General features: G+C 59.7%; 16 protein-coding genes. 9 read left to right on the top strand and 7 right to left on the bottom strand.

Annotated elements, in window-relative coordinates; all coding sequences use genetic code 11:
• Window positions 1–47: 47 nt before the first annotated feature.
• From BLV09_RS11190 to BLV09_RS11205, 4 genes are all read right to left on the bottom strand, one after another.
• Window positions 48–884: a universal stress protein gene (locus tag BLV09_RS11190; protein WP_146687326.1), complete on the bottom strand. Its 837-nt coding sequence runs from the start codon at window positions 882–884 to the stop codon at window positions 48–50.
• A 185-nt stretch (window positions 885–1069) separates the two neighbouring features.
• Window positions 1070–1996: a CHAD domain-containing protein gene (locus tag BLV09_RS11195; RefSeq protein WP_349536751.1), complete on the bottom strand. Its 927-nt coding sequence runs from the start codon at window positions 1994–1996 to the stop codon at window positions 1070–1072.
• A complete protein-coding gene (locus tag BLV09_RS11200) occupies window positions 1993–3570 on the bottom strand; it encodes an AAA family ATPase (protein ID WP_146687328.1) in 1578 nt (525 codons plus the stop codon). Before BLV09_RS11200 ends, BLV09_RS11195 begins: the two co-directional genes overlap by 4 nt.
• Window positions 3567–4550, bottom strand: coding sequence for a zinc-dependent alcohol dehydrogenase family protein (locus tag BLV09_RS11205; RefSeq protein ID WP_146691068.1), 984 nt, complete (start codon window positions 4548–4550; stop codon window positions 3567–3569). The genes BLV09_RS11200 and BLV09_RS11205 overlap by 4 nt, the downstream gene beginning before the upstream one ends.
• Before the next feature lie 449 nt (window positions 4551–4999).
• On the opposite strand from BLV09_RS11205, the gene BLV09_RS11210 reads away from it, so the two are divergent.
• The 4 genes from BLV09_RS11210 (at window position 5000) to BLV09_RS11225 (ending at window position 11277) form a co-directional block, all read left to right on the top strand.
• Window positions 5000–6115: an OpgC domain-containing protein gene (locus tag BLV09_RS11210; protein WP_146687329.1), complete on the top strand. Its 1116-nt coding sequence runs from the start codon at window positions 5000–5002 to the stop codon at window positions 6113–6115.
• A 305-nt stretch (window positions 6116–6420) separates the two neighbouring features.
• Window positions 6421–7383 carry an HlyD family secretion protein gene (locus BLV09_RS11215; protein ID WP_244549044.1) on the top strand — a complete coding sequence of 321 codons (963 nt, stop codon included), beginning with the start codon at window positions 6421–6423 and terminating at the stop codon, window positions 7381–7383.
• The gene (gene rbbA / locus BLV09_RS11220) at window positions 7380–10136 is read left to right on the top strand and encodes a ribosome-associated ATPase/putative transporter RbbA (RefSeq protein ID WP_167558699.1); all 2757 of its coding nucleotides are present in this window, start codon (window positions 7380–7382) and stop codon (window positions 10134–10136) included. The genes BLV09_RS11215 and rbbA overlap by 4 nt, the downstream gene beginning before the upstream one ends.
• 16 nt (window positions 10137–10152) lie before the next feature.
• Window positions 10153–11277, top strand: coding sequence for an ABC transporter permease (locus tag BLV09_RS11225; protein WP_146687330.1), 1125 nt, complete (start codon window positions 10153–10155; stop codon window positions 11275–11277).
• Between the two features lie 92 nt (window positions 11278–11369).
• Here the strand turns inward: BLV09_RS11225 and BLV09_RS11230 are convergent, their stop codons facing one another.
• The 3 genes from BLV09_RS11230 to BLV09_RS11240 all read right to left on the bottom strand — a co-directional run bounded on the left by BLV09_RS11230 (window position 11370) and on the right by BLV09_RS11240 (window position 15355).
• Window positions 11370–13781 carry a phosphoketolase family protein gene (locus BLV09_RS11230; RefSeq protein ID WP_146687331.1) on the bottom strand — a complete coding sequence of 804 codons (2412 nt, stop codon included), beginning with the start codon at window positions 13779–13781 and terminating at the stop codon, window positions 11370–11372.
• A gap of 288 nt (window positions 13782–14069) precedes the next feature.
• Complete coding sequence (locus BLV09_RS11235; protein WP_146687332.1) at window positions 14070–14501, bottom strand: CBS domain-containing protein; 432 nt, start codon at window positions 14499–14501, stop codon at window positions 14070–14072.
• Between the two features lie 26 nt (window positions 14502–14527).
• Window positions 14528–15355 (bottom strand): universal stress protein, encoded by an 828-nt coding sequence (locus tag BLV09_RS11240; protein ID WP_146687333.1) that lies wholly within the window; start codon window positions 15353–15355, stop codon window positions 14528–14530.
• 274 nt (window positions 15356–15629) lie between these two features.
• Here BLV09_RS11240 and fixL point away from each other — a divergent pair, with 274 nt between their 5' ends.
• From fixL to BLV09_RS11265, 5 genes are all read left to right on the top strand, one after another.
• Window positions 15630–17171, top strand: coding sequence for a sensor protein FixL (fixL, locus tag BLV09_RS11245; RefSeq protein ID WP_146691071.1), 1542 nt, complete (start codon window positions 15630–15632; stop codon window positions 17169–17171).
• Entirely contained in the window at window positions 17155–17772 is a 618-nt protein-coding gene (fixJ, locus tag BLV09_RS11250; RefSeq protein ID WP_146687334.1) for a response regulator FixJ, read from the top strand. The genes fixL and fixJ overlap by 17 nt, the downstream gene beginning before the upstream one ends.
• Window positions 17773–17815: 43 nt before the next feature.
• Entirely contained in the window at window positions 17816–18247 is a 432-nt protein-coding gene (locus tag BLV09_RS11255; RefSeq protein WP_100386770.1) for a response regulator, read from the top strand.
• A gap of 182 nt (window positions 18248–18429) precedes the next feature.
• Window positions 18430–19125, top strand: coding sequence for a helix-turn-helix domain-containing protein (locus tag BLV09_RS11260; RefSeq protein ID WP_146687335.1), 696 nt, complete (start codon window positions 18430–18432; stop codon window positions 19123–19125).
• A gap of 59 nt (window positions 19126–19184) precedes the next feature.
• Window positions 19185–19430, top strand: coding sequence for a hypothetical protein (locus tag BLV09_RS11265; RefSeq protein WP_146687336.1), 246 nt, complete (start codon window positions 19185–19187; stop codon window positions 19428–19430).
• Window positions 19431–19636 lie beyond the last annotated feature (206 nt).

Raw genomic sequence — 19636 nt, forward strand, 5'->3', positions numbered from 1 at the left:
CCTCGCTTGACAGGAACCGCGCAACCACAAATGACGGCCGCTGCGGATTAATGCGACATCAATGTGGGTACCGTCATCGATTCAAAAACGCCTTTTGTGACGCCCCCGAGAACACGTTCTTTCAGTCGCGAATGGCCATATCCGCCCATGACCAACAAACCGATGTCGTTATCGGCCGCGGTCGACAGGATGGCGTCATGAATATTCGGCCCGTCTGCCTCGAGCCGTTCGATGCGAATATGGATTCCCCGGCGCGTCAGTTGAACCGCAAGCTCAGCCAAACCCGCATCAACAGCAACGTCGCGATTTTCGTTGACGGCAATCACCGTGACGGTCGCGGCTTCGGTCAGGAACGGCATTGCATCCCGCAGGGCGCGGGCAGCCAATCGGCTGCCGTCCCAGGCGATTCCAATGTTGCGGGCGTTGAGAGGTCCCTTGTGGATGTAAGGCACCATCAGCATGGGCCCGCCGGAATCGAAAAGAACTTCTTGCGGCACACGATCGTCGAAGCCCGGTCGGGAGTAATCCGGCTGCAGGACGATCGTTAGATCGTAGAGCCGTGCAATGACCCCCATGGTTTTTGCGGCCTCGGCAGGACCTGCGCTGAGGATGCGCGAAGCATGTGCGATATTCGCGCGCGTCGCCTCGGCTTCGCATACGGCGATGGCGGCCTCGGCCCTCTCCAATGCCCGGTCGTACTCAAACTCCATGGCGACAAGAGCGGCGCCGCCATCGGCCACCAGACCGGCGGTGCCAACGGCTTCATAGCCGATAGCGATGGCGTCCAGATGGGCCCCGAGGCTCGCCGTTAGCGATACCGCGCAGTCAATCACCGGTCCAGGGGAGCGCTCGGACGGAATATGAACCAACAGGGTTTTCAACATCAGCGTACTCCGAAGCGTTCGAAGATGCGTCGCAACGCTCTCGATCGGCGGTACATCGCCGCTTTAACATCGCGGCAAGAGTAGCGAGCGCCCTCATAACAGGATTTGATACACATCAAATTCAAGCAACGTCAGACCTTAACCGTGATCGAGCGTGCGACGCCAAGAGCTTTGATAATGCCCGATCAGTACGGCCTGGTCTTCTTGAGGCTTCGACAGGCTGTAACCACCTCGACCAACAACTCTCTCCTTTGCTCAGCATATCCCGGCGGGCAGCCGTTGCCCGGCTCGCCGGATAACGCCGCGGCGACATGACCAAAGCGCTGGAGGTCACGAAGATCACCCAGACCGCCCTGCAAGCGTTTCGCCGCTCTTTGCGCATGACGAATCTTCGCGTGGCGGCGTGACGGAAGATTTTCCATCAGCGCTTCCAGCATGTAGCGATAGCGTTTGACCTTGATCCTTAGACGGTGACGGCGCGACGCCTCCATCGTCTTGAGATCATGCCCTTTGCGGACCAGCCGCCGATGCCAGTGCTTGAGTTTCCATTCGCTGTAGGCCTGCAGCGGTTCGGCACGCTCGTCGCGCGCGTTCCGAGCCGAACCTACAAGCCATGGTCCGCTCTCAATCCAGCGCAGCAATGCCTTCATGAAGCGCTGAAACCGGCCTGAGCGCAGGGAGCGAGCGAGACGGCGATGGTCCTGTATCCTGCGTTGATCGAGACTTTGCTGGCCGGCCTGGCCTGTCCATGCCCGATACCGCTTGCGTTGAGCGTACAGGATAACGACATCGCTATCGCGCGCGGCGCTGAGCGACGCGTTCAGCCAGGCGATTTCCCTCTTGATCCTTGGCCATACCGCGTCGACCGTCATCGGAGCAAAGAAGGATACGGCTGCCCGCAACCGCGTGATGGCCATGCGTATCTGGTGAACGGCTTCGGCATCACCGGCGCAGGCGCTGCCGTGATGCGCCTTTATATTGGCGATGCAGCCCAGTGCGATCCTCTGGAACGCTGTTGCACAATCCAGACGGGCCACCGTTGCGGGGACTTTCCTCAGGTGCTGCGCAGGCTTTGGCCCTTCGGTCCGGTCGCTTTGGCTGGCTCGTATCACGTGCCGCTGTCCGATGCCTCTCCGCTTTCAGGGAGAAAGGCGGTGCCTCGCCGCAACGTTTCTTCAGGGGCCCCCGAAGCATCGACCACCGACCAGTCCATTGCGCCGATTTCAGCGTCCTCCTGCGTCATGGCGACATCCCGCGTGGCGTCCGACGCATCGTTCTTACGGCTCGCGATCCGCGCCAGTCTGGTCGAAAGATCCGCCGTCAGAAACAGACCCACCAAGCGCGCCTTGTGCTCACGGGCCAAACGGGAAAGTGCTGTCCGCCGATCCTCCTGCATGAAGGAAGCATCGAGGATGACCGAGCAGCCCTGGGCGAGAACCCGCCGCGCAGCTTCGGAGAGCGCCTCATAGACTCGAACCGACGTGCCGGGCTGGTAGGCCGTTCCCGGCAACGTGGTCTCCCCACTCACACCAAACAGGTTCTTGCGAACGATGTCCGAGCGAACAATGACGGCGCCAGGCGGCGGCTCGATGATCGCCGCAAGCCCCCGGGCCAGAACCGACTTCCCCGTTCCCGACAAGCCGCCGATCGCGACAAGCAGCGGCGGCTTCGGCGCAACCAGACGTCCCGCCAGATCGAAATAACGTTTGGCCTCGCGGCGCGCCGCCTCGCCGTGCGCCGCGCGTTCGCTCTTTGTAAACAGGACATGCGCTCGAATGGCTGCCCGCATCGAGAGAAACAAAGGCAACGCGGCGAGACCGTCCATATTTTCGTCCGCCCCTGCTGCAAGGTAGCGATTGAAGACGACGTTTGCGGCGGCCTCGCTTTTGAAATGAAGGAGGTCCATCAGCGTGAAAGCCAGATCGTAAAGGATATCCGTCGTCGCAATGACCGGATCGAATTCGATGGCGTCGAATAGCAGCGGCCGGCCGTCCACCAGCGCGATGTTGGCGAGATGGAGGTCGCCATGGCAACGCCGGACGAAGCCCTGTGCGGCGCGCCGGTTCAGCAGCGGGCCCAGGCTTTCGAAAGCGTCATGGCTACGGGCATCGAGCTGATCAATGGCGGCGGGGGCAAGCTCCCCCGCCGCATGAAACCTGGCGGTATTGCGATCGATGATCGATGGAATAGAGGCGAGCCATGTTTCGCCATTCGTGCGCGGCGCCTTCTCGTGCGACCGCAGGATCGTGTCGGTAAGGGCGGCCGCGAGGGACGGGTCGATCGGGTGCGCCTCGGCGAGGCGCTCAAGTGTTTGCCGTTCATCAAAACGCACCATTTCGACCGCCCATTCGACCGGCGCCCCCGAACCGCCGATTTCAAAGCTGTCATCCGGGCCGCGCGTGATGGCGACGACCCGCCGGTAGAGCTCCGGCGCGTTGCCCGCGTTGACCTTCAGTTCCTCCTCGCAGGCGTTCTTCCGTTTCTCGAGCGTAGAATAGTCCAGGAAAGGCAGGCGAACGGCGCGCTTGAGCTTGAGCACTCGGTCGTTGCCGAGAAAAACGACCGACGCATGCGTGTCGATGCGCTTGCCTCCCCTGGCAGCGCAAAATTCCAACGCATCGAGAAAATCGAGCACCCGCCCCTGACGTTCGGTTTCGGCAGCAATGGCAGATTGTCCCGCTGTCATGGCTGCAACACAGCCGCACCGGTGATCTGTCCCGACCGTAGTCTTGTCAGAACCTCATTCGCCTCGCGCAAGGGAAAGGCCGTCGTATGCGTCTTGATACCCGCTTGCGCCGCGATCTTGAAGAATTCGACCCCATCGTTTCGCGTGAGGTTGGCTACCGAAAGAAGTTGTCGCTCCTCCCAGAGAATATTGTAGGGGAAGGAAGGAATGTCCGACATATGAATGCCGGCGCAGACCACACGGCCGCCTTTTCGTACCGCGCGTAACGCCAGTGGCACCAGCGAGCCGACCGGAGCGTAGATGATCGCAGCGTCCAGCGGAACCGGCGGCTGTTCGTCCGATGCTCCTGTCCAACACGCGCCAAGGGATTTCGCCAAAGCCTGCGCTTCCAGGTCGCCCGTGCGCGTGAACGCGTAGACCGAACGCCCCTGCCAGCGAGCCACTTGGGCAATGATGTGCCCGGCCGCGCCAAAACCGAAGATGCCGAGATGTTTGCCTTCTCCCGCCATAACCAGCGAGCGCCAGCCGATCAGGCCAGCGCACAGCAAAGGCGCGATGGCGACGTCATCGCCGGCCTCCCCGAGCGGAAAGCAATAGCGGGCATCGGCAACGAGATGCGTGGCAAAGCCGCCGTCGCGGGTATAGCCGGTGAACAGCGGACGATCACAGAGATTTTCCCGCCCGCTTTTGCAGTAGGGACATTCGCCGCAGGTGTACCCAAGCCAGGGAATGCCGACGCGCTGGCCTATTTTAAGGGCCGTTACACCAGCGCCGAGGCTCTCCACCCGACCGACCACTTCATGGCCCGGAATGATGGGATAGCGGATGCCAGGCAGCTCGCCGTCCACCACATGCAGATCGGTCCGGCAGACACCGCAGGCGCCGACTTTCACGCGCACCGAGCCAGCGCCAGGCGCCGGATCTTCCCGTTCTTGAAATTGAAGCGGCGCGCCGGGCGCCGTCAGGACCATGGCGTACATCGTGCTTGCCGTCCTCACCATCATTATCGACAGCGTATCCGTCGCGGCGCGTAGATAGTTTGATCCGCGTCAAGGGACCCGCGTTTGATCCCTTCAAGATATGACGACCAGCAGGGCTCAACCAGGGGGGATACAGATGACTACAAAATCGGCAATCCCGGTCGAGACCCAGCGTGCTGTTAAGCATCCCATCCACTTGTTGCGAGCAGGACCATGGACATCAAACTAACAATACTCCTTCTCATCATCAGTTCAATTATCGGCCTGTCGCACTTTAGCGATGACGAAATGTGGAGGCTTCGTTTCAAACCGATCTGCGCCAAGATAATTTCGAGGACACGCCGGATGATGTAACTGTTTGATCTGTGATGACTGGACACGGCGCCGGATTTACGCAAACGATATGATACCGATTGCCCTGACATCGACAGTCTTTTGCCGGGTCGGTCATGGTTCCGATTAACGCCGATCACCGCGATCTCAGACTCGACCTCTGCCGAGGCTTGGCACTGTGGTTTGTCTTACTCGATCATGTCCCCGACAATGGCATGAGTTGGTTGACACTGCGCAACTACGGTTTCAGCGACACCACCGAAGTCTTCTTTTTTGTGTCCGGCTATACCTGCATGATCGCCTACGGCAACGCCCTGCACGAGCGCGGCTGGCGTACCACTGTCGCCCGCGCGCTGCAGCGTGGGTGGGAAATTTACGTGGCGTTTCTGCTGTTGCTGTTGGCGTATTTCGCGCTGGTCCAGCTCCTCGGCGGCACAAAGGAATATCTCGACGACACCAACACCGGCGCGTTCTTTGCCGATTCCGGAGCGGCTGTCGTCCGCATCCTGCTCTTGCAGTACATGCCCGTGAACACGGACGTGCTGCCGGCGTTCGTGCTGCTGCACGGCGGATTTCCTGCGTTGCTTTGGCTGCTCAACCGTACCCCATCGGCCACGCTGGCGGGATCGTTCCTGCTGTATCTGGCGGCACATCTGCTCGATTGGGACCTGCCGGCCTGGCCGCGCGGCGAATGGTACTTCAACCCACTGGCGTGGCAGGTGCTGTTTGTATTCGGCGCCTGGTACGCCACTGCGAATGCCACTTGGCTGGCATCCTTTGTACAGTCGAATACGGCCATGGCGATTGCGGTGCTCTATCTCGCGTTCAGTTTTGCGGTGGTACTGAGCTGGCATTTCCACGCCCTTGAAGCTTTGTTGCCGCAGGAATTCATGAAATTGATCTATCCGATCGACAAGAGCAGCCTGTCGCCGTTGCGTTTGTTTCATTTTCTTGCTCTCGCCGCGATGACGGCACGGCTGCTCCGCCATGACTGGCACGGGCTGATGACCCCGGGGATAATGGCGATGATCCGATGCGGCGAGAATTCGCTGCCGATCTATTGTTTGAGCGTTCCGCTCGCATTCGTCGCTCAGGTCGTGCTGAAGCAGGTTTACGGCGGCTTTGCGATGCAGGTCGCTGTCAGTTTCGCAGGGATCGCGCTGATGATCGCGGCTGCGACCTTGATGACCTGGACGGCGAAACTCGACCGCCGCGGGCCCAAGCTGTTTTGACATCCCGCACAACGCACACGCCACCGCGGCTTGGAATGCACCGATTCCAGGCAGTCGCCATTGCCGGCTGACGAAGGAACGTTGAGATAGCTCAAGCCGGTTTTCTTGATCCGACGTACCAACTCCTCGCAGGACAAGGCGCGGAGACTACATTGAACCAGCAAGAGCGAACACTTGGCCAAGCGGTAGATGACGGCCGAGGTGCGGAAACGACCCGTGACGAGCCGGGCCATATTGTTGCCGCTCACCCGATGCCGGTACCGCTGCCTGTCGGAGCACAGTCGCGCGGTCGCCGTCGATTGCGAATGGCGGTCGTAGTCCTCGCCGTTCTCGGCGCGGCCGGGGGCGGCGGTTTCTACTGGTGGAAGCAATCGCATCCGGCGTTGCCCGTCGGCATCGCCTTCGGCAACGGCCGGGTCGAGGCCGACGAGATCGACATCGACACCAAATTCGCCGGGCGGATTGCTGAACTGCACGCCGACATCGGCGACATGGTCAAGGCCGGGCAAGTGGTGGCCCGCATGGACACGCGCGACATTCAGCAATCCCTCAAGAAATCTCAGGCCCAGGTGAGCCAGGCGGAGCGCGCGATCGAGGAAGCCAACGCCAACCTCGTCCAGGCACGGACGCAGCAGACGCTCGCCGCACAGGAAATGGACCGTGCGCAAACCCTGATCAAGAACGGCTGGACGACACAGGAGACGGTCGATCAGCGGAAGCAGGCTCTGGACGGCGCCAACGCAGGATTAGCCGCCGCCGAGGCCAAGGTCGCCGAGGCCGAACATGCGCGCCAGGCATCGCAGCACGATGCGCAGTTCTACACGGTCAACATCAACGACAATGATCTCGTCGCTCCACGTGACGGTCCCATCCAATACCGGATTGCGAATATCGGTGAGGTTCTGCCGGCCGGCGGCAAGGTCTTCACGATGCTCGATATCGGCTATGTCTACATGGACCTCTATCTGCCCACGCAAGAGGCCGGCCGCGTCAAGCTCGGAGCCGATGCCAGGATCTTGCTGGATGCCTATCCGAACACGCCGATCCCGGCGAAAGTGTCCTTTATCGCAAGCCAGTCTCAGTTCACGCCGAAGACGGTTGAAACCCAGAGCGAGCGCGACAGGCTGGTATTCCGCATCCGGGTGCGGATCGACCCTGACCGCTCGAAGGCTCACGCTGACGCGGTCCGCAGCGGGTTGCCCGGCGTCGCGTATATCCGCTGGAATCCTTCGGTCGCATGGCCCGCCAATCTGCAGGGATCGCCATGAGCGGGAGCCCGGTCGCCCGGCTCAACGGCCTGACACAGACATACGGCAAGGTCTGCGCGCTTGATCACGTCACGGTCGACATTCCATCGGACTGCATGGTCGGTCTGATCGGCCCTGACGGGGTCGGAAAGTCGACGCTGCTCGGAATCGTCGCCGGCGCCCGTCAACTTCAGTCAGGTCAGGCCATTGTCCTGGATGGTGACATATCCAGCAGCACGCATCGCACGTCGGTTTGTTCGCGCATCGCCTATATGCCGCAGGGGCTCGGCAAGAACCTTTATCCCGATCTCAGCGTGCGGGAGAATATCGAGTTCTTTGCGCGTTTGTTCGGGTTGTCGCATCTCGAGCAGAAGTGGCGAATTACCGAGTTGCTCGACAGCACTTCGCTGACGGAATTTGCCGATCGTCCGGCAAAGAAGCTGTCCGGCGGCATGCGCCAGAAGCTCGGCCTATGCTGTTCGCTGATTCACGATCCGGATCTTCTGATTCTGGATGAACCGACAACCGGCGTGGACCCGCTGTCCCGCCGTCAGTTCTGGGAATTGATCGATCGCATTCGTTCGCGTCGCCCCGGCATGAGCGTCATTGTCGCGACGGCCTATATGGAGGAGGCAGAGCAGTTCGACTGGCTGCTCGCATTGAACGGCGGAAAAGTTCTTGCGACCGGCTCGCCGACGGAGATCAATGCGGCAACGAAGACCACGAACATAGAGGACGCGTTCATCGCCCTGCAACCCGAGCGGCAGCGCGACGGTCACCGCAAGCTCGTGGTCCCGCCGCGCGAGCACTCCTCATCCGAACCGATTATCGTGGCGCGCAATCTATCCTGTCGTTTCGGCGACTTCACGGCCGTGGACGGCGTGAATTTTTCCATCGAGCAGGGCGAGATATTCGGATTTGTCGGTTCCAACGGTTCGGGCAAGACAACGACAATGAAGATGCTGACCGGCCTCCTGCCAGCCAGCGAGGGCGAGGCGCTGGTTTTCGGCAGGCCGCTCGATGCCAATGATCTCGATGCGCGCCGGCGCGTCGGCTACATGTCTCAATCCTTCTCGCTCTATGGCGAATTGACGGTTCGGCAGAACCTGATCCTTCACGCCCGGCTGTTTCATCTCGATCCGGAAGTGGCGAGACAACGCATTGCCGATTTGACCGGAAAATTCGACCTCATCCCCTATCTCGACGAACGGGCTGCCGAGTTGCCGCTGGGAATCCGCCAGCGCGTTTCGCTGGCGGTCGCCATCGTGCATGGGCCGGATCTCTTGATCCTGGACGAGCCGACGTCGGGCGTCGACCCCCTCGCCCGCGACCAGTTCTGGGAGCTGCTGATCGATCTGTCGCGCAATCAGCGCGTGACGATTTTCGTATCGACCCATTTCATGAGTGAGGCCGCCCGCTGCGACCGCCTTTCCCTGATGCATGCCGGGCGCGTGCTCGCGACGGACACGCCGGCGGCGCTGGTCAAGGCGCGTCACGCTGCGACGCTTGAAGACGCCTTCATCAGTTACCTTGAAGCAGAGAGCGCCGACGGCAATCTCGCACCCAAGGGATCGCAGCCAATCGTCTCCGTGGCAGCCGTGAACGATGGCGAAAAACGCAAGGCCGCGCGGCAGGCACGCAGATCGGTGTTCTTTAGCGCACAGCGCCTGTTCGCGTGCACCGTCCGCGAAGGCCTGGAGTTGATCCGGGATCCCATCAGGCTGACATTTGCGCTGTTCGGAACGACCTTGCTCATGATCGTGTTCGGCTTCGGCGTCTCGACCGACGTCAACAATCTGACGTTTGCCGTTCTCGATCGCGATCAAACCCACGAGAGCCGCGCCTATCTTGAGGAGGTACGCGGATCGCCCTATTTCGTCGAAAAGCCGCCGCTTGCGGATTATGCCGATCTCGACAAGCGTCTGCAGAGCGGAGAGATTACCGCCAGCATCGAAATCCCTCCAGGGTTCGGCGAGAACATCAAGCGCGGACGGCCTGCCTGGGCGTCGGCCTGGATCGACGGAGCCATGCCGTTCCGTGCCGAGACGATCCGCGGCTATCTGCAGGGAATGCACCAGCTCTATCTGACCGATCCGGTCATCAAAACCACCGTGCAACAGGCCGGTCCGCCGTCCGATATCGAAACCCGGTACAAATACAACCAGGATTTCGACAGCGTCTACGCCATGGTCCCGTCGACCATTGCGCTGATGCTGGCGCTGTTTCCCGCGATCCTGATGGCTCTGGCGGTTGTCCGCGAGAAGGAGCTCGGTTCGATCACCAATCTCTATGTCACGCCGGTTACGCGGCTGGAATTCCTGGTCGGGAAGCAGCTTCCCTACGTCGCCGTTGCGCTGATCAATTTTGCGATCCTGTTCACCATGGCGCTGCTGCTGTTTCAGGTGCCGCTCAAAGGCAGCTTTCCGATGCTGTTGTCCGGTGTCATCGTCTATGTGTTTGCGACCACCGGCTACGGGATGTTGATTTCGGCGTTCTGCAGCACCCAGATCGCGGCCTTATTCGGGACCGCGATCCTCACCATTCTTCCCGCCACGCAGTTCGCGGGCATGATGACGCCGGTATCGTCGTTGTCCGGCTTTGCGCGCGTCCTGGGGCGATGCTTCCCGATGTCCTATTTCCTTCCAATCAGCGTCGGCACCTTCACCAAGGGACTGGGCTTTCAGGATATCGGCACCAACCTGCTGAGCCTGGCGGCGTTCGTTCCAATTCTGACAGGCCTGAGCCTGTTTCTGGTGCGCAAACAAGAGCGCTGAAAACCGGGCAGGATGCATGCGAAAACTTTCGAACATCTTTTGGCTCGGAACAAAGGAGCTTCGCAGCTTCATGAGCGACTTTGTCCTGCTGGGCCTTGTCGTTTATTCGTTCTCGCTTGCCGTGATCAGCCAGGCGGAGAGCTATTCGCAGGAGCTGCATAACGCTTCCATCGCGTTCGCCGACGAGGACCACTCGGAGATTTCGCATCGCATGGCGGCCGCGTTCCTGCCGCCCTATTTCAAGCCGGTGGTCCAGATTCAACAGCGCGATATCGACCGCCTGATGAATGCCGGCCAGTACACGTTCGTCGTCGACGTGCCTCCGAACTTCGAACGTGATCTTCTTGCCGGCCGTCAGCCCGGCCTGCAGATCAACGTCGATGCGACCGCGATGGTACAGGCAGGATTGGGATCCGGATATGCCCAGCAGATCGTCAGCACCGAAATCAGCGACTTCCTCTCGCGCTCCGAAACGATCGTCCAGCCTCCCGTCAATCTCGCGATCCGGGTCGCGTTCAATCCCAACGTGACGACGTCCTGGTTCTCGAGCGTGATGGGCATCATCAACAGCGTCAGCATGCTGGCTATCGTGTTGGCGGGCGCGGCGATCGTGCGCGAGCGCGAGCGTGGTACCATGGACCACCTCCTGGTGATGCCGCTCACGCCCTTTGAGATCGCGATGTCGAAGATCTGGGCGAATGGACTCGTGATCGCCGTGGCGGTGGCGTTTTCGCTCTATCTGGTCGTCCGGCTGACGCTCGGCATTCCGATCGCCGGCTCTATCCCGCTATTTCTGGTCGGCACGGTGCTCTATCTGTTCTTTGCAACCTCTGTCGGCGTCTTTCTAGGCACGGTGGCAAGATCGATGCCGCAGCTCGGCCTGCTCTACATGCTGGTCGCCGTTCCGATGAATCAATTGTCGGGCAGCTCCACCCCGCTGGAGAGCATGCCGCCGCTGCTGGCGAAGATCATGGAGGCGTCGCCGTCAACCCACTTCGTGTCGTTTGCACAGTCCATCCTCTATCGGGGCGCTGGATTTGGAGTCGTGTGGCCGCAATTCCTCGCCGTCACACTGATCGGTGCGCTGTTTCTCGGATTTGCTGTGCTGCGCTTCCGTTCCGTCGTCGCCCAGGCCATGTAAGCCGCTGCAGGAGATGTCTGCCTTCAATATCTATTGCAGCGGCTCGCACGCTGTTCAGACAGCGTCAGTCGGACTGATGACGGGCCATCATTCTAGCCACCGTCACTTGCCCCTGTTCCGTACGGCCATTTCCAGTTGCTGATCTCGGGCATGTCCTCGCCGTGCGCGCAGATGTAGCGGCGATGTTCCTGCAAGCGGTCGAGCAACACCTGCTTCAGATGCGCCGCTGCGGTGGCAAGGCCCGGAACGCGATCGATCACCTCGATTGCGAGGTGAAAGCGGTCAAGCTCATTGAGCACAACCATGTCGAAGGGAGTAGTCGTCGTGCCTTCCTCGGCGAAACCCCGCACATGCATTCCGTCGTGATTGGCCCGGCTGTAAGTGAGGCGGTGGATCAGATGCGGATAGCCGTGATACGCGAAGATGACCGGCTTGTCGCAGGTGAACATGGCATCGAATTCCTTGTCGCCGATGCCGTGCGGATGCTGCTCTTTCGGCTGCAGCGTCATGAGGTCGACCACGTTGACGACGCGGATCCTGAGATCGGGCAGCTCGCGGCGAAGCAGATCGACGGCGGCAAGCGTCTCGAGTGTCGGCACGTCGCCGGCGCATGCCATCACGACATCCGGTTCGAGCCCGCCGACTTCGGTCCCGGCCCAAGGCCAGATTCCGATACCGGCGTCGCAATGCGTCGCCGCCTGCCCCATTGTCAGCCATTGCGGCGCCGGCTGCTTGCCCGCAACGATCACGTTGATGCGATCATAGGTGCGCAGACAGTGATCGGCGACCCACAGCAGCGTATTGGCGTCGGGGGGAAAATAGAGCCGAACGATATCGGCCTTTTTGTTGGCAACGAGATCCACAAATCCAGGGTCCTGATGGCTGAAGCCATTGTGGTCCTGGCGCCAGACGTGGGACGTCAGCAGGTAGTTCAGGGACGCGATCGGCCGCCGCCACGGCAGTGCGCGCGAGACCTTCAACCATTTGGCATGCTGGTTGAACATGGAATCGACGATGTGGACGAAGGCTTCGTAACAGGAGAAAAAGCCATGACGGCCGGTCAGGAGGTAACCTTCCAGCCAGCCCTGGCAAAGATGTTCGCTCAGCACTTCCATCACGCGGCCATCCTGCGCCAGATGGACGTCATAGGGTTCAATGCCCTCCATCCAGACGCGATCGGTGGCTTCGAACACCGCATCGAGCCGATTCGAGGCTGTCTCGTCCGGTCCCATGATCCGGAAGTTGCGCGCTTTGGCATTCAGCCGCATCACATCGCGCAGGAACTCGCCCAGCACGCGGGTAGCCTCCGCCTCCGGTGCACCGGCGTGCGGCACCTTCACGGCATAGTCGCGGTAGTCCGGCAGGATGAGTTCGCGCTTCAGCAGACCGCCATTGGCGTGCGGGTTGGCGCCCATACGTCGCGCGCCGCGCGGCGGAAGCGCCTGTAATTCGTCGCGAAGCTGTCCCGCGCTGTCGAACAGTGCTTCCGGCTGGTAGCTGCGCATCCATTGCTCGAGCAATTTGAGATGATCGGGATTGCTGCGCGGGTCGGCAATCGGGACCTGATGGGCGCGCCAGAATCCTTCGACGCGAAGGCCATCGACCTCCTTCGGTCCAGTCCAGCCCTTGGGGCTTCGCAGCACGATCATCGGCCATTTCGGCCGCTGCACCGAACCGCGCCCGTCGCGGGCTTCATTCTGAATGGTCTGGATTCGCTCGATCGCCGATTCCAGCGCTGCTGCCATCAACCGATGCATCACCGGCGGATCGTCGCCCTCGACGAAAATCGGTTCGTGACCATAACCGAGAAAGAGGTGGCGGATCTCATCATCCGTCATCCGTCCTAGAACCGTGGGATTGGCAATCTTGTATCCGTTGAGATGCAGGATCGGCAGTACCGCGCCGTCGCGCGCCGGGTTGAGGAATTTGTTGGAATGCCAGGAGGCGGCGAGCGGGCCGGTTTCTGCTTCGCCATCGCCCACCACGCAGGCGACCAGAAGGTCAGGATTGTCGAAGGCCGCGCCATAGGCGTGCACCAGGGCATAGCCGAGTTCGCCGCCTTCGTGGATCGAGCCGGGCGTCTCCGGCGCCGCGTGGCTCGGAATTCCGCCGGGAAACGAGAACTGCCTGAACAGCTTGCGCATTCCGTCGGCGTCGCGACCGATATCGGGATAAATCTCGCTGTAGGTTCCTTCGAGATAGGTGTTCGCCACCATGCCCGGCCCGCCATGGCCCGGACCGCAGATATAAATCATATCGAGATCGCGCTGCTTGATGAGCCTGTTCAGATGGGCATAGACGAAGTTGAGGCCGGGCGTGGTACCCCAATGGCCCAGCAGGCGCGGCTTGATGTGCTCAGCCCGCAGCGGCTCCCGCAACAGCGCGTTGTCGAGCAGATAAATCTGCCCGACCGATAGATAGTTCGCGGCGCGCCAATAGCGATCGAGCAAAACCAGATGGTCATCGCTCAATGCGGAGTTTCCGGCTGGCAAAGCTTGTTCCATGGGAGCGCCTCTTGTCGTTGTTCAGATGGTGCTGCAAGGGAGTTAACCCGGTCCCGTCAATTCCGTTTGATCCAGAGCAATAAAGATTGCTCCACCCCTTACCGACAAGGAGGCAGAAAACCGGCGATGTCATCAAACAAGAACGCCAGATAAATAATACTGTCACGAATTGAGACGATTGCGCCTCGCCGGCGCTGATCTGCGACGTCGATTGCCAGCGCTTCCCGACGCTCACGGCCGAAAAGCAATCAGGCCTGCCTAATCTTTCACCGGCGCTGGCGAGGCCGCTCACGCCGGTCGTTGTGCGCATTGCGCCAGCGCACGCATGACATCGTTGCGCGATATAATTCCTGAGAGCCGTTGCTCTGCATTCAAGATCGGAAGGCTTTTGATTCGATGCTCGACCATCAGCTGTAGCACCCGTGGTAGCCGCGTCGCGGCATCGACATAAATGAATTCCGGAGTCATGACGTCGGCGACCGTCTTTGACATCAGATCGTCATAGCTCGGCACCATGCGGGCTGGCGTAAAGGAAAAGCAGTTCAGAAAATCGAATTTGGTCACAAGGCCGACGATGTCGCCGTTGTCGCGGACCGGAAAGGCATTGAATCCATCTGCCTCGAACATCTTTTCCAGATCGCGCATCAAAACGTCCCGCGTCACGGTCTTCACCGTTCGCGTCATATATTCTCCAGCGGTCGCCTCAAGGAACCTATGCACGGCAGTACCCTTCCATATTGGATCCTTTAGTGAGACAGGAAAGAACACCGAGATGACTCGGTCGTGAGGTGGCGCGTGACACCGCCGAGTATCCACTCGCGGAGTCGCGAGTGACCATAGGCGCCTGCAATCACCATTCCGGCGCCGACATTCGCGGCAATCCAGTCGAGTTGCCCGGTGACTTCTGCCGTCGCTTCCGGAACGACAGTGCTCGCTACAATACCATGGCGCAGGAGCCAAGCCGCGACGTCCTCGACATGCGACAGCGCATCCGCGCGATAGGCGCCTTCCTCCGGAATTTCAGCGATCGCGACCTCTTTGGCCACGGCTAGGATCGGCAGCGCATCGAATATGGCCCTGCGCGCTTCTTTCACATCCTTCCAGGCCACCAATACGCTTCTCAGGTCGAGCCATTGGACAGTGGACGGGACAACGATGAGCGGTCGGCCCGCCCGCATCAGGAGATCGTTCGGATCGGCGGCGACACTAAGATCGACGACGGCTTCCTCCCGCGCTCCGACCACAAGAACGTCCGCCGCCCGGGCTTGCTGGACCACGTAATTCGACGGCAAGGCCTGGGCGGAACGCCATTCGACGGATTTTACGCGCTTTTGAACCGAACTGCGAAATTCCGCCTCGAGCTCCGACAGCCTTTTCCGGATCGCCTCGGCTTCCTGATCCAGAAGTTTTTGTGCATATTCGCCCTCAGCGAAATACAATGGCGCCCTCAGGTCTGAGGCTGCAATGCCGACGATCCGTGCCTCGAAGCGTTCGGCAATATCCCCGGCCACCGCGAGGCAGGCATCATTCGGCTGGTCTAGCGCCAAACTGACCATGACGGTTTTGTAATCCATCTCCCGCTCCGCTTCTGTGATCGCTGAAATGTCACTGGGCGAAATGCCCGCAATGCTGCTATGCAGTTTAAGCGGCGATTCCAGATCAAACCTGACCTAGATCAACACGAGGCGCTCGCTTTGCGGATTGCCGGAGTTTGCGCGCACGAAATTCGTGTGGACCGTCTTTTATTTCAATAGGATAAGAGCTACGGATAATTTCGTCACACCGCACTCCTCGCTCTTGTCCGGATCTGCGGCCCAAAGCATTCGGGGAGCCCAAAAAGGGCGGATCATGATAGACGTCGACCGCCCGTTTCGCAGTCAGGAACCGTTCGACCAAAACGTGCGCAGCGGGATCGAGGGATCAGGGGTCGGCACCTGGGATCTTGAATTTTCGACCCAGGAGCTGAGTTGGTCAAATACCACGCGAAAGCTGTTCGGCGTCTCACCGGAGCAATCGGTCAACTACGATCTCTTTCTTTCCCTGCTTGATTTGCAGGATCGGGATCGCACCGCCAAGGCTGTGCAGAAGTCCATCGAAACCGGCTGCAATTTCGATATCCAGTACAGGATACACCGGCATTCGGATGCAGGTCACTGGGTACGCACGCTTGGGGCCATCGTGGACGACGCGGATGGCAAGCCTGCGCGGCTCAGCGGCATCGTGCTCGACATCGACAATGAGAAGCGCCTCGAGGACGCATTGAGGACGCGCGAAAGACACTTTCGTTCGATCCTCGACACCGTGCCCGATGCGATGATCGTTATTGACGAACATGGCATCATGCAGTTTTTCAGCAGCGCTGCCGAACGCCAGTTTGGCTATGCCGAACCCGAAGCGATTGGAAAGAACATCAGTTTGCTGATGCCGGAGCCCGACCGTAGTCGTCATGATGGCTATCTTGCCCGCTATTTAAAAACCGGCGAGCGGCGTATCATCGGCATCGGCCGCATCGTTACCGGCATGCGCAAGGACGGCACAACATTTCCCATGTACCTCACCATCGGCGAGATGCAATCGGGCGGACGGCCCTACTTTACAGGTTTCGTCCGCGATCTTACCGAGCAGCAGCAGACCCAGGCAAGATTGCAAGAACTTCAATCCGAGCTGGTTCACGTGTCACGTCTGAGCGCGATGGGAGAGATGGCTTCAGCGCTTGCCCATGAACTTAATCAACCGCTTTCGGCCATCAGCAACTACATGAAGGGGTCACGCCGGCTCTTGGCTGCCAGCACGGACGCCAACGCGCCGAAGATCGAAGCGGCGCTCGATCGTGCTGCAGAGCAAGCCATCCGCGCCGGTGAGATCATCAGACGATTGCGCAACTTTGTTTCGCGAGAAGCGTCCGAGAAACGCGTCGAAAGTCTTTCGAAGCTGATAGAAGAAGCCGGAGCACTCGGTCTCACCGGCGCCCGCGAACAAGGCGTGATATTGCGGTTTAACCTCGATTCATCGTGTGACCTGGTCTTGGCCGATCGGGTTCAGATCCAGCAGGTTCTCGTCAATCTTTTTCGCAATGCGCTGGAAGCAATGGCTACTTCGACCCATAGAGAGCTTATCGCCTCGAACGCCAAGGTCGTCGATGATATGATCGAAATCGCGGTTTCGGATACCGGGCACGGGTTCGGTGACAGCACCCAGGCAAATCTGTTTCAACCCTTCTTCACGACAAAGGAAACAGGCATGGGCGTCGGCCTTTCGATCAGTCGAACGATCATCGAAACCCATGGCGGCCGGATGTGGGCCGAGACAAACGACGCAGGTGGCGCGACGTTTCGCTTCACGTTACCTGCTGCGTCTGCCAAGGAAATGACGCATGTCGCAGAGCGGTAAGGTTTATGTCATCGATGATGATGCGGCGATGCGCGACTCTCTCGATTTTCTGCTGGGTTCCGCCGGGTTCCACGTGCAGCTTTTTGATTCCGCGCAGACTTTCCTCGACGAACTTCCGCGGATGGAGACGGGTTGCGTTGTCACGGACATTCGCATGCCCGGAATCGATGGCATTGAGCTGCTACGTCGGCTGAACTCAGGTGTCCGCAGGCTTCCCGTCATCGTCATGACGGGGCATGGCGACGTTCCTCTCGCCGTTGAAGCCATGAAACTGGGCGCGCTCGATTTCCTTGAAAAGCCGTTCGAGGACGAGCGGCTCGTGAGCATGATCGAAACGGCGCTTTCGCAGACCGATAACGGTTCAAAAAACGAGGCGATTACGGCTGACATGGCCTCGCGGGTGGCTTCCCTTACCCAGCGGGAACACCAGGTGATGCTGGGCCTCGTGACCGGTCAATCGAATAAGGTGATCGCCAAGGAGTACGATATCAGCCCACGCACCGTCGAAGTCTACCGTGCGAATGTCATGACCAAGATGCAGGCGGGTAACCTTTCGGAACTCGTCAGATTTGCGATCCGGGCCGGGATGCTCAAGGATTGAGCTAAATCAATTCCAGTTGACGAAAATCGGCTATCAAGTTTCGATGATCGACGCCCATCATCCCCGAGCAGGGAATACCGAAATCGACTCTCCAGCCAGGAGAGCGATGGTCTACGTCGTTGATGATGACTTTGACGTCCTTAAATCGCTGCGATTTCTTTTGGAAACGGAAGGGTTCGACGTCCGGACGTTTCGCAGCGGATCCGCGCTGCTTGCGTCTCGCACCCGACACGACGCAGATTGCCTTGTCATCGACTACAAGATGGCCGGAATCGACGGGATCGAGCTTGCGCGCAAGCTGCGCGATCTCAACGTCGATACGCCGATCGTTCTGATCACCGGCTATCCGGACGAAAGCATCCTGACGAAAGCCAGCCTTGCCGGGGTGCGTCAAGTCCTTCTAAAGCCCCATCTGGAGGACAGTCTGGTGGCGTCCGTTCGAAACTTCATGGAAACAAACCGCGCCGCGGACTAAAGCCTGAGCCGGCTTCCCGCTTCCGGGAATCGTGATCCTAGGAATCATGGCCTGAGGCGCTGGACGTTGCCAGGTCAACTCCGGAAGAGCCCTTAGGGAAGCCCCCTTAGGATATCGACCGAAATGTTCGGGAACGAATATCCTCGGTAAACCCCGGCCATCCCGCATCGAGGAATGGCAAAATGCTTACCCAAACAATCAGTGCTACGACCACCAAGGTTGCTCCCGCCTGCCACGCCCAAACCCCACCGTTTGCCGACCAGTTCAGTGTGATAGCCCGCTGCTCGGGAGTGGTCGCGACCGAATTCTCCTACAAAAAGGAAGAGGAGATCTACGGAGAAGACGAGCCTGCCGAATATGTTTACCAGGTGATCCGTGGCGCTGTTCGCACCTACAAGCTCTTGAGCGACGGACGACGTCAAATCGGGGCGTTCCATTTGCCCGGAGACGTCTTTGGCCTCGATCCCGATTCTACTCATCGCCTGACAGCCGAGGCGATTACGGACACCACCGTCCGCCTGGTGAAACGCCGGAGCCTTGAAGCGGCAGCTGGATCCAATGTTCAGGTCGCCCATCATCTTTGGACCATGACCGCCAGCGACCTGCGGCATGCGGAAGATCATATGCTATTGCTCGGCCGCAAAACCGCTCTGGAACGCGTAGCCACCTTCCTTCTGGAGATGGATCGCCGGCTCGCGAAGGCGGGCATGATGGCCTTGCCAATGTGCCGCCGCGATATCGGCGACTATCTTGGCCTTACCCTGGAAACGGTGTCGAGGGCGCTTTCGCAGCTCAACGACCAAGGCATCCTGGCGTTTTCGAGTGCCCGTCAAATCGTGCTCCGCAACCGCCAGCGTTTGGCAGACATGGATGCGTGAGCGGAAGCGCAAACTCTAACTCAAACCGGCGATGCGCCACCGAAAAGAAAGGGTATCAAATGAACAATTATCGTGTCTCGTTCTACAAGGACCTGCTGAATTCGGACGGCCATAATTCCAAATGCCTCCAACAGCAAATTGATGTGCAATCAGACGGCCCCTCCGATGCACTGGTATTAGCTGAACAACGGATCGACAGCGCTCGCTTGAATGCGGACCGCATCGAGGTGGTACGCCTGGCCTGCAGTCATAACCATCTGGAACATTCATCTGGGGATTCGGCCGCTCTCTGCAAACACACTTAAGGCCGTAATGCTCTTTCCATGAAGGAATCCAATACGTATTTGCACTGCGCGGCCCTGCCGGCGGAACTATCCCCGAATAGGTACGCAAGTGGTAAGCTGAACTGCGACAGCACTGGAGACGAAAGGCCAATGAGCGAAGGCCGACTTTTGTCGGGATCCCCACCACGCTGAGATCGTCGCACCGTTGACGCCTGGCCAAAGCGGCA

It is taken from the genome of Bradyrhizobium canariense (assembly GCF_900105125.1).
GTDB classification, from domain to species: Bacteria; Pseudomonadota; Alphaproteobacteria; order Rhizobiales; family Xanthobacteraceae; genus Bradyrhizobium; species Bradyrhizobium canariense_A.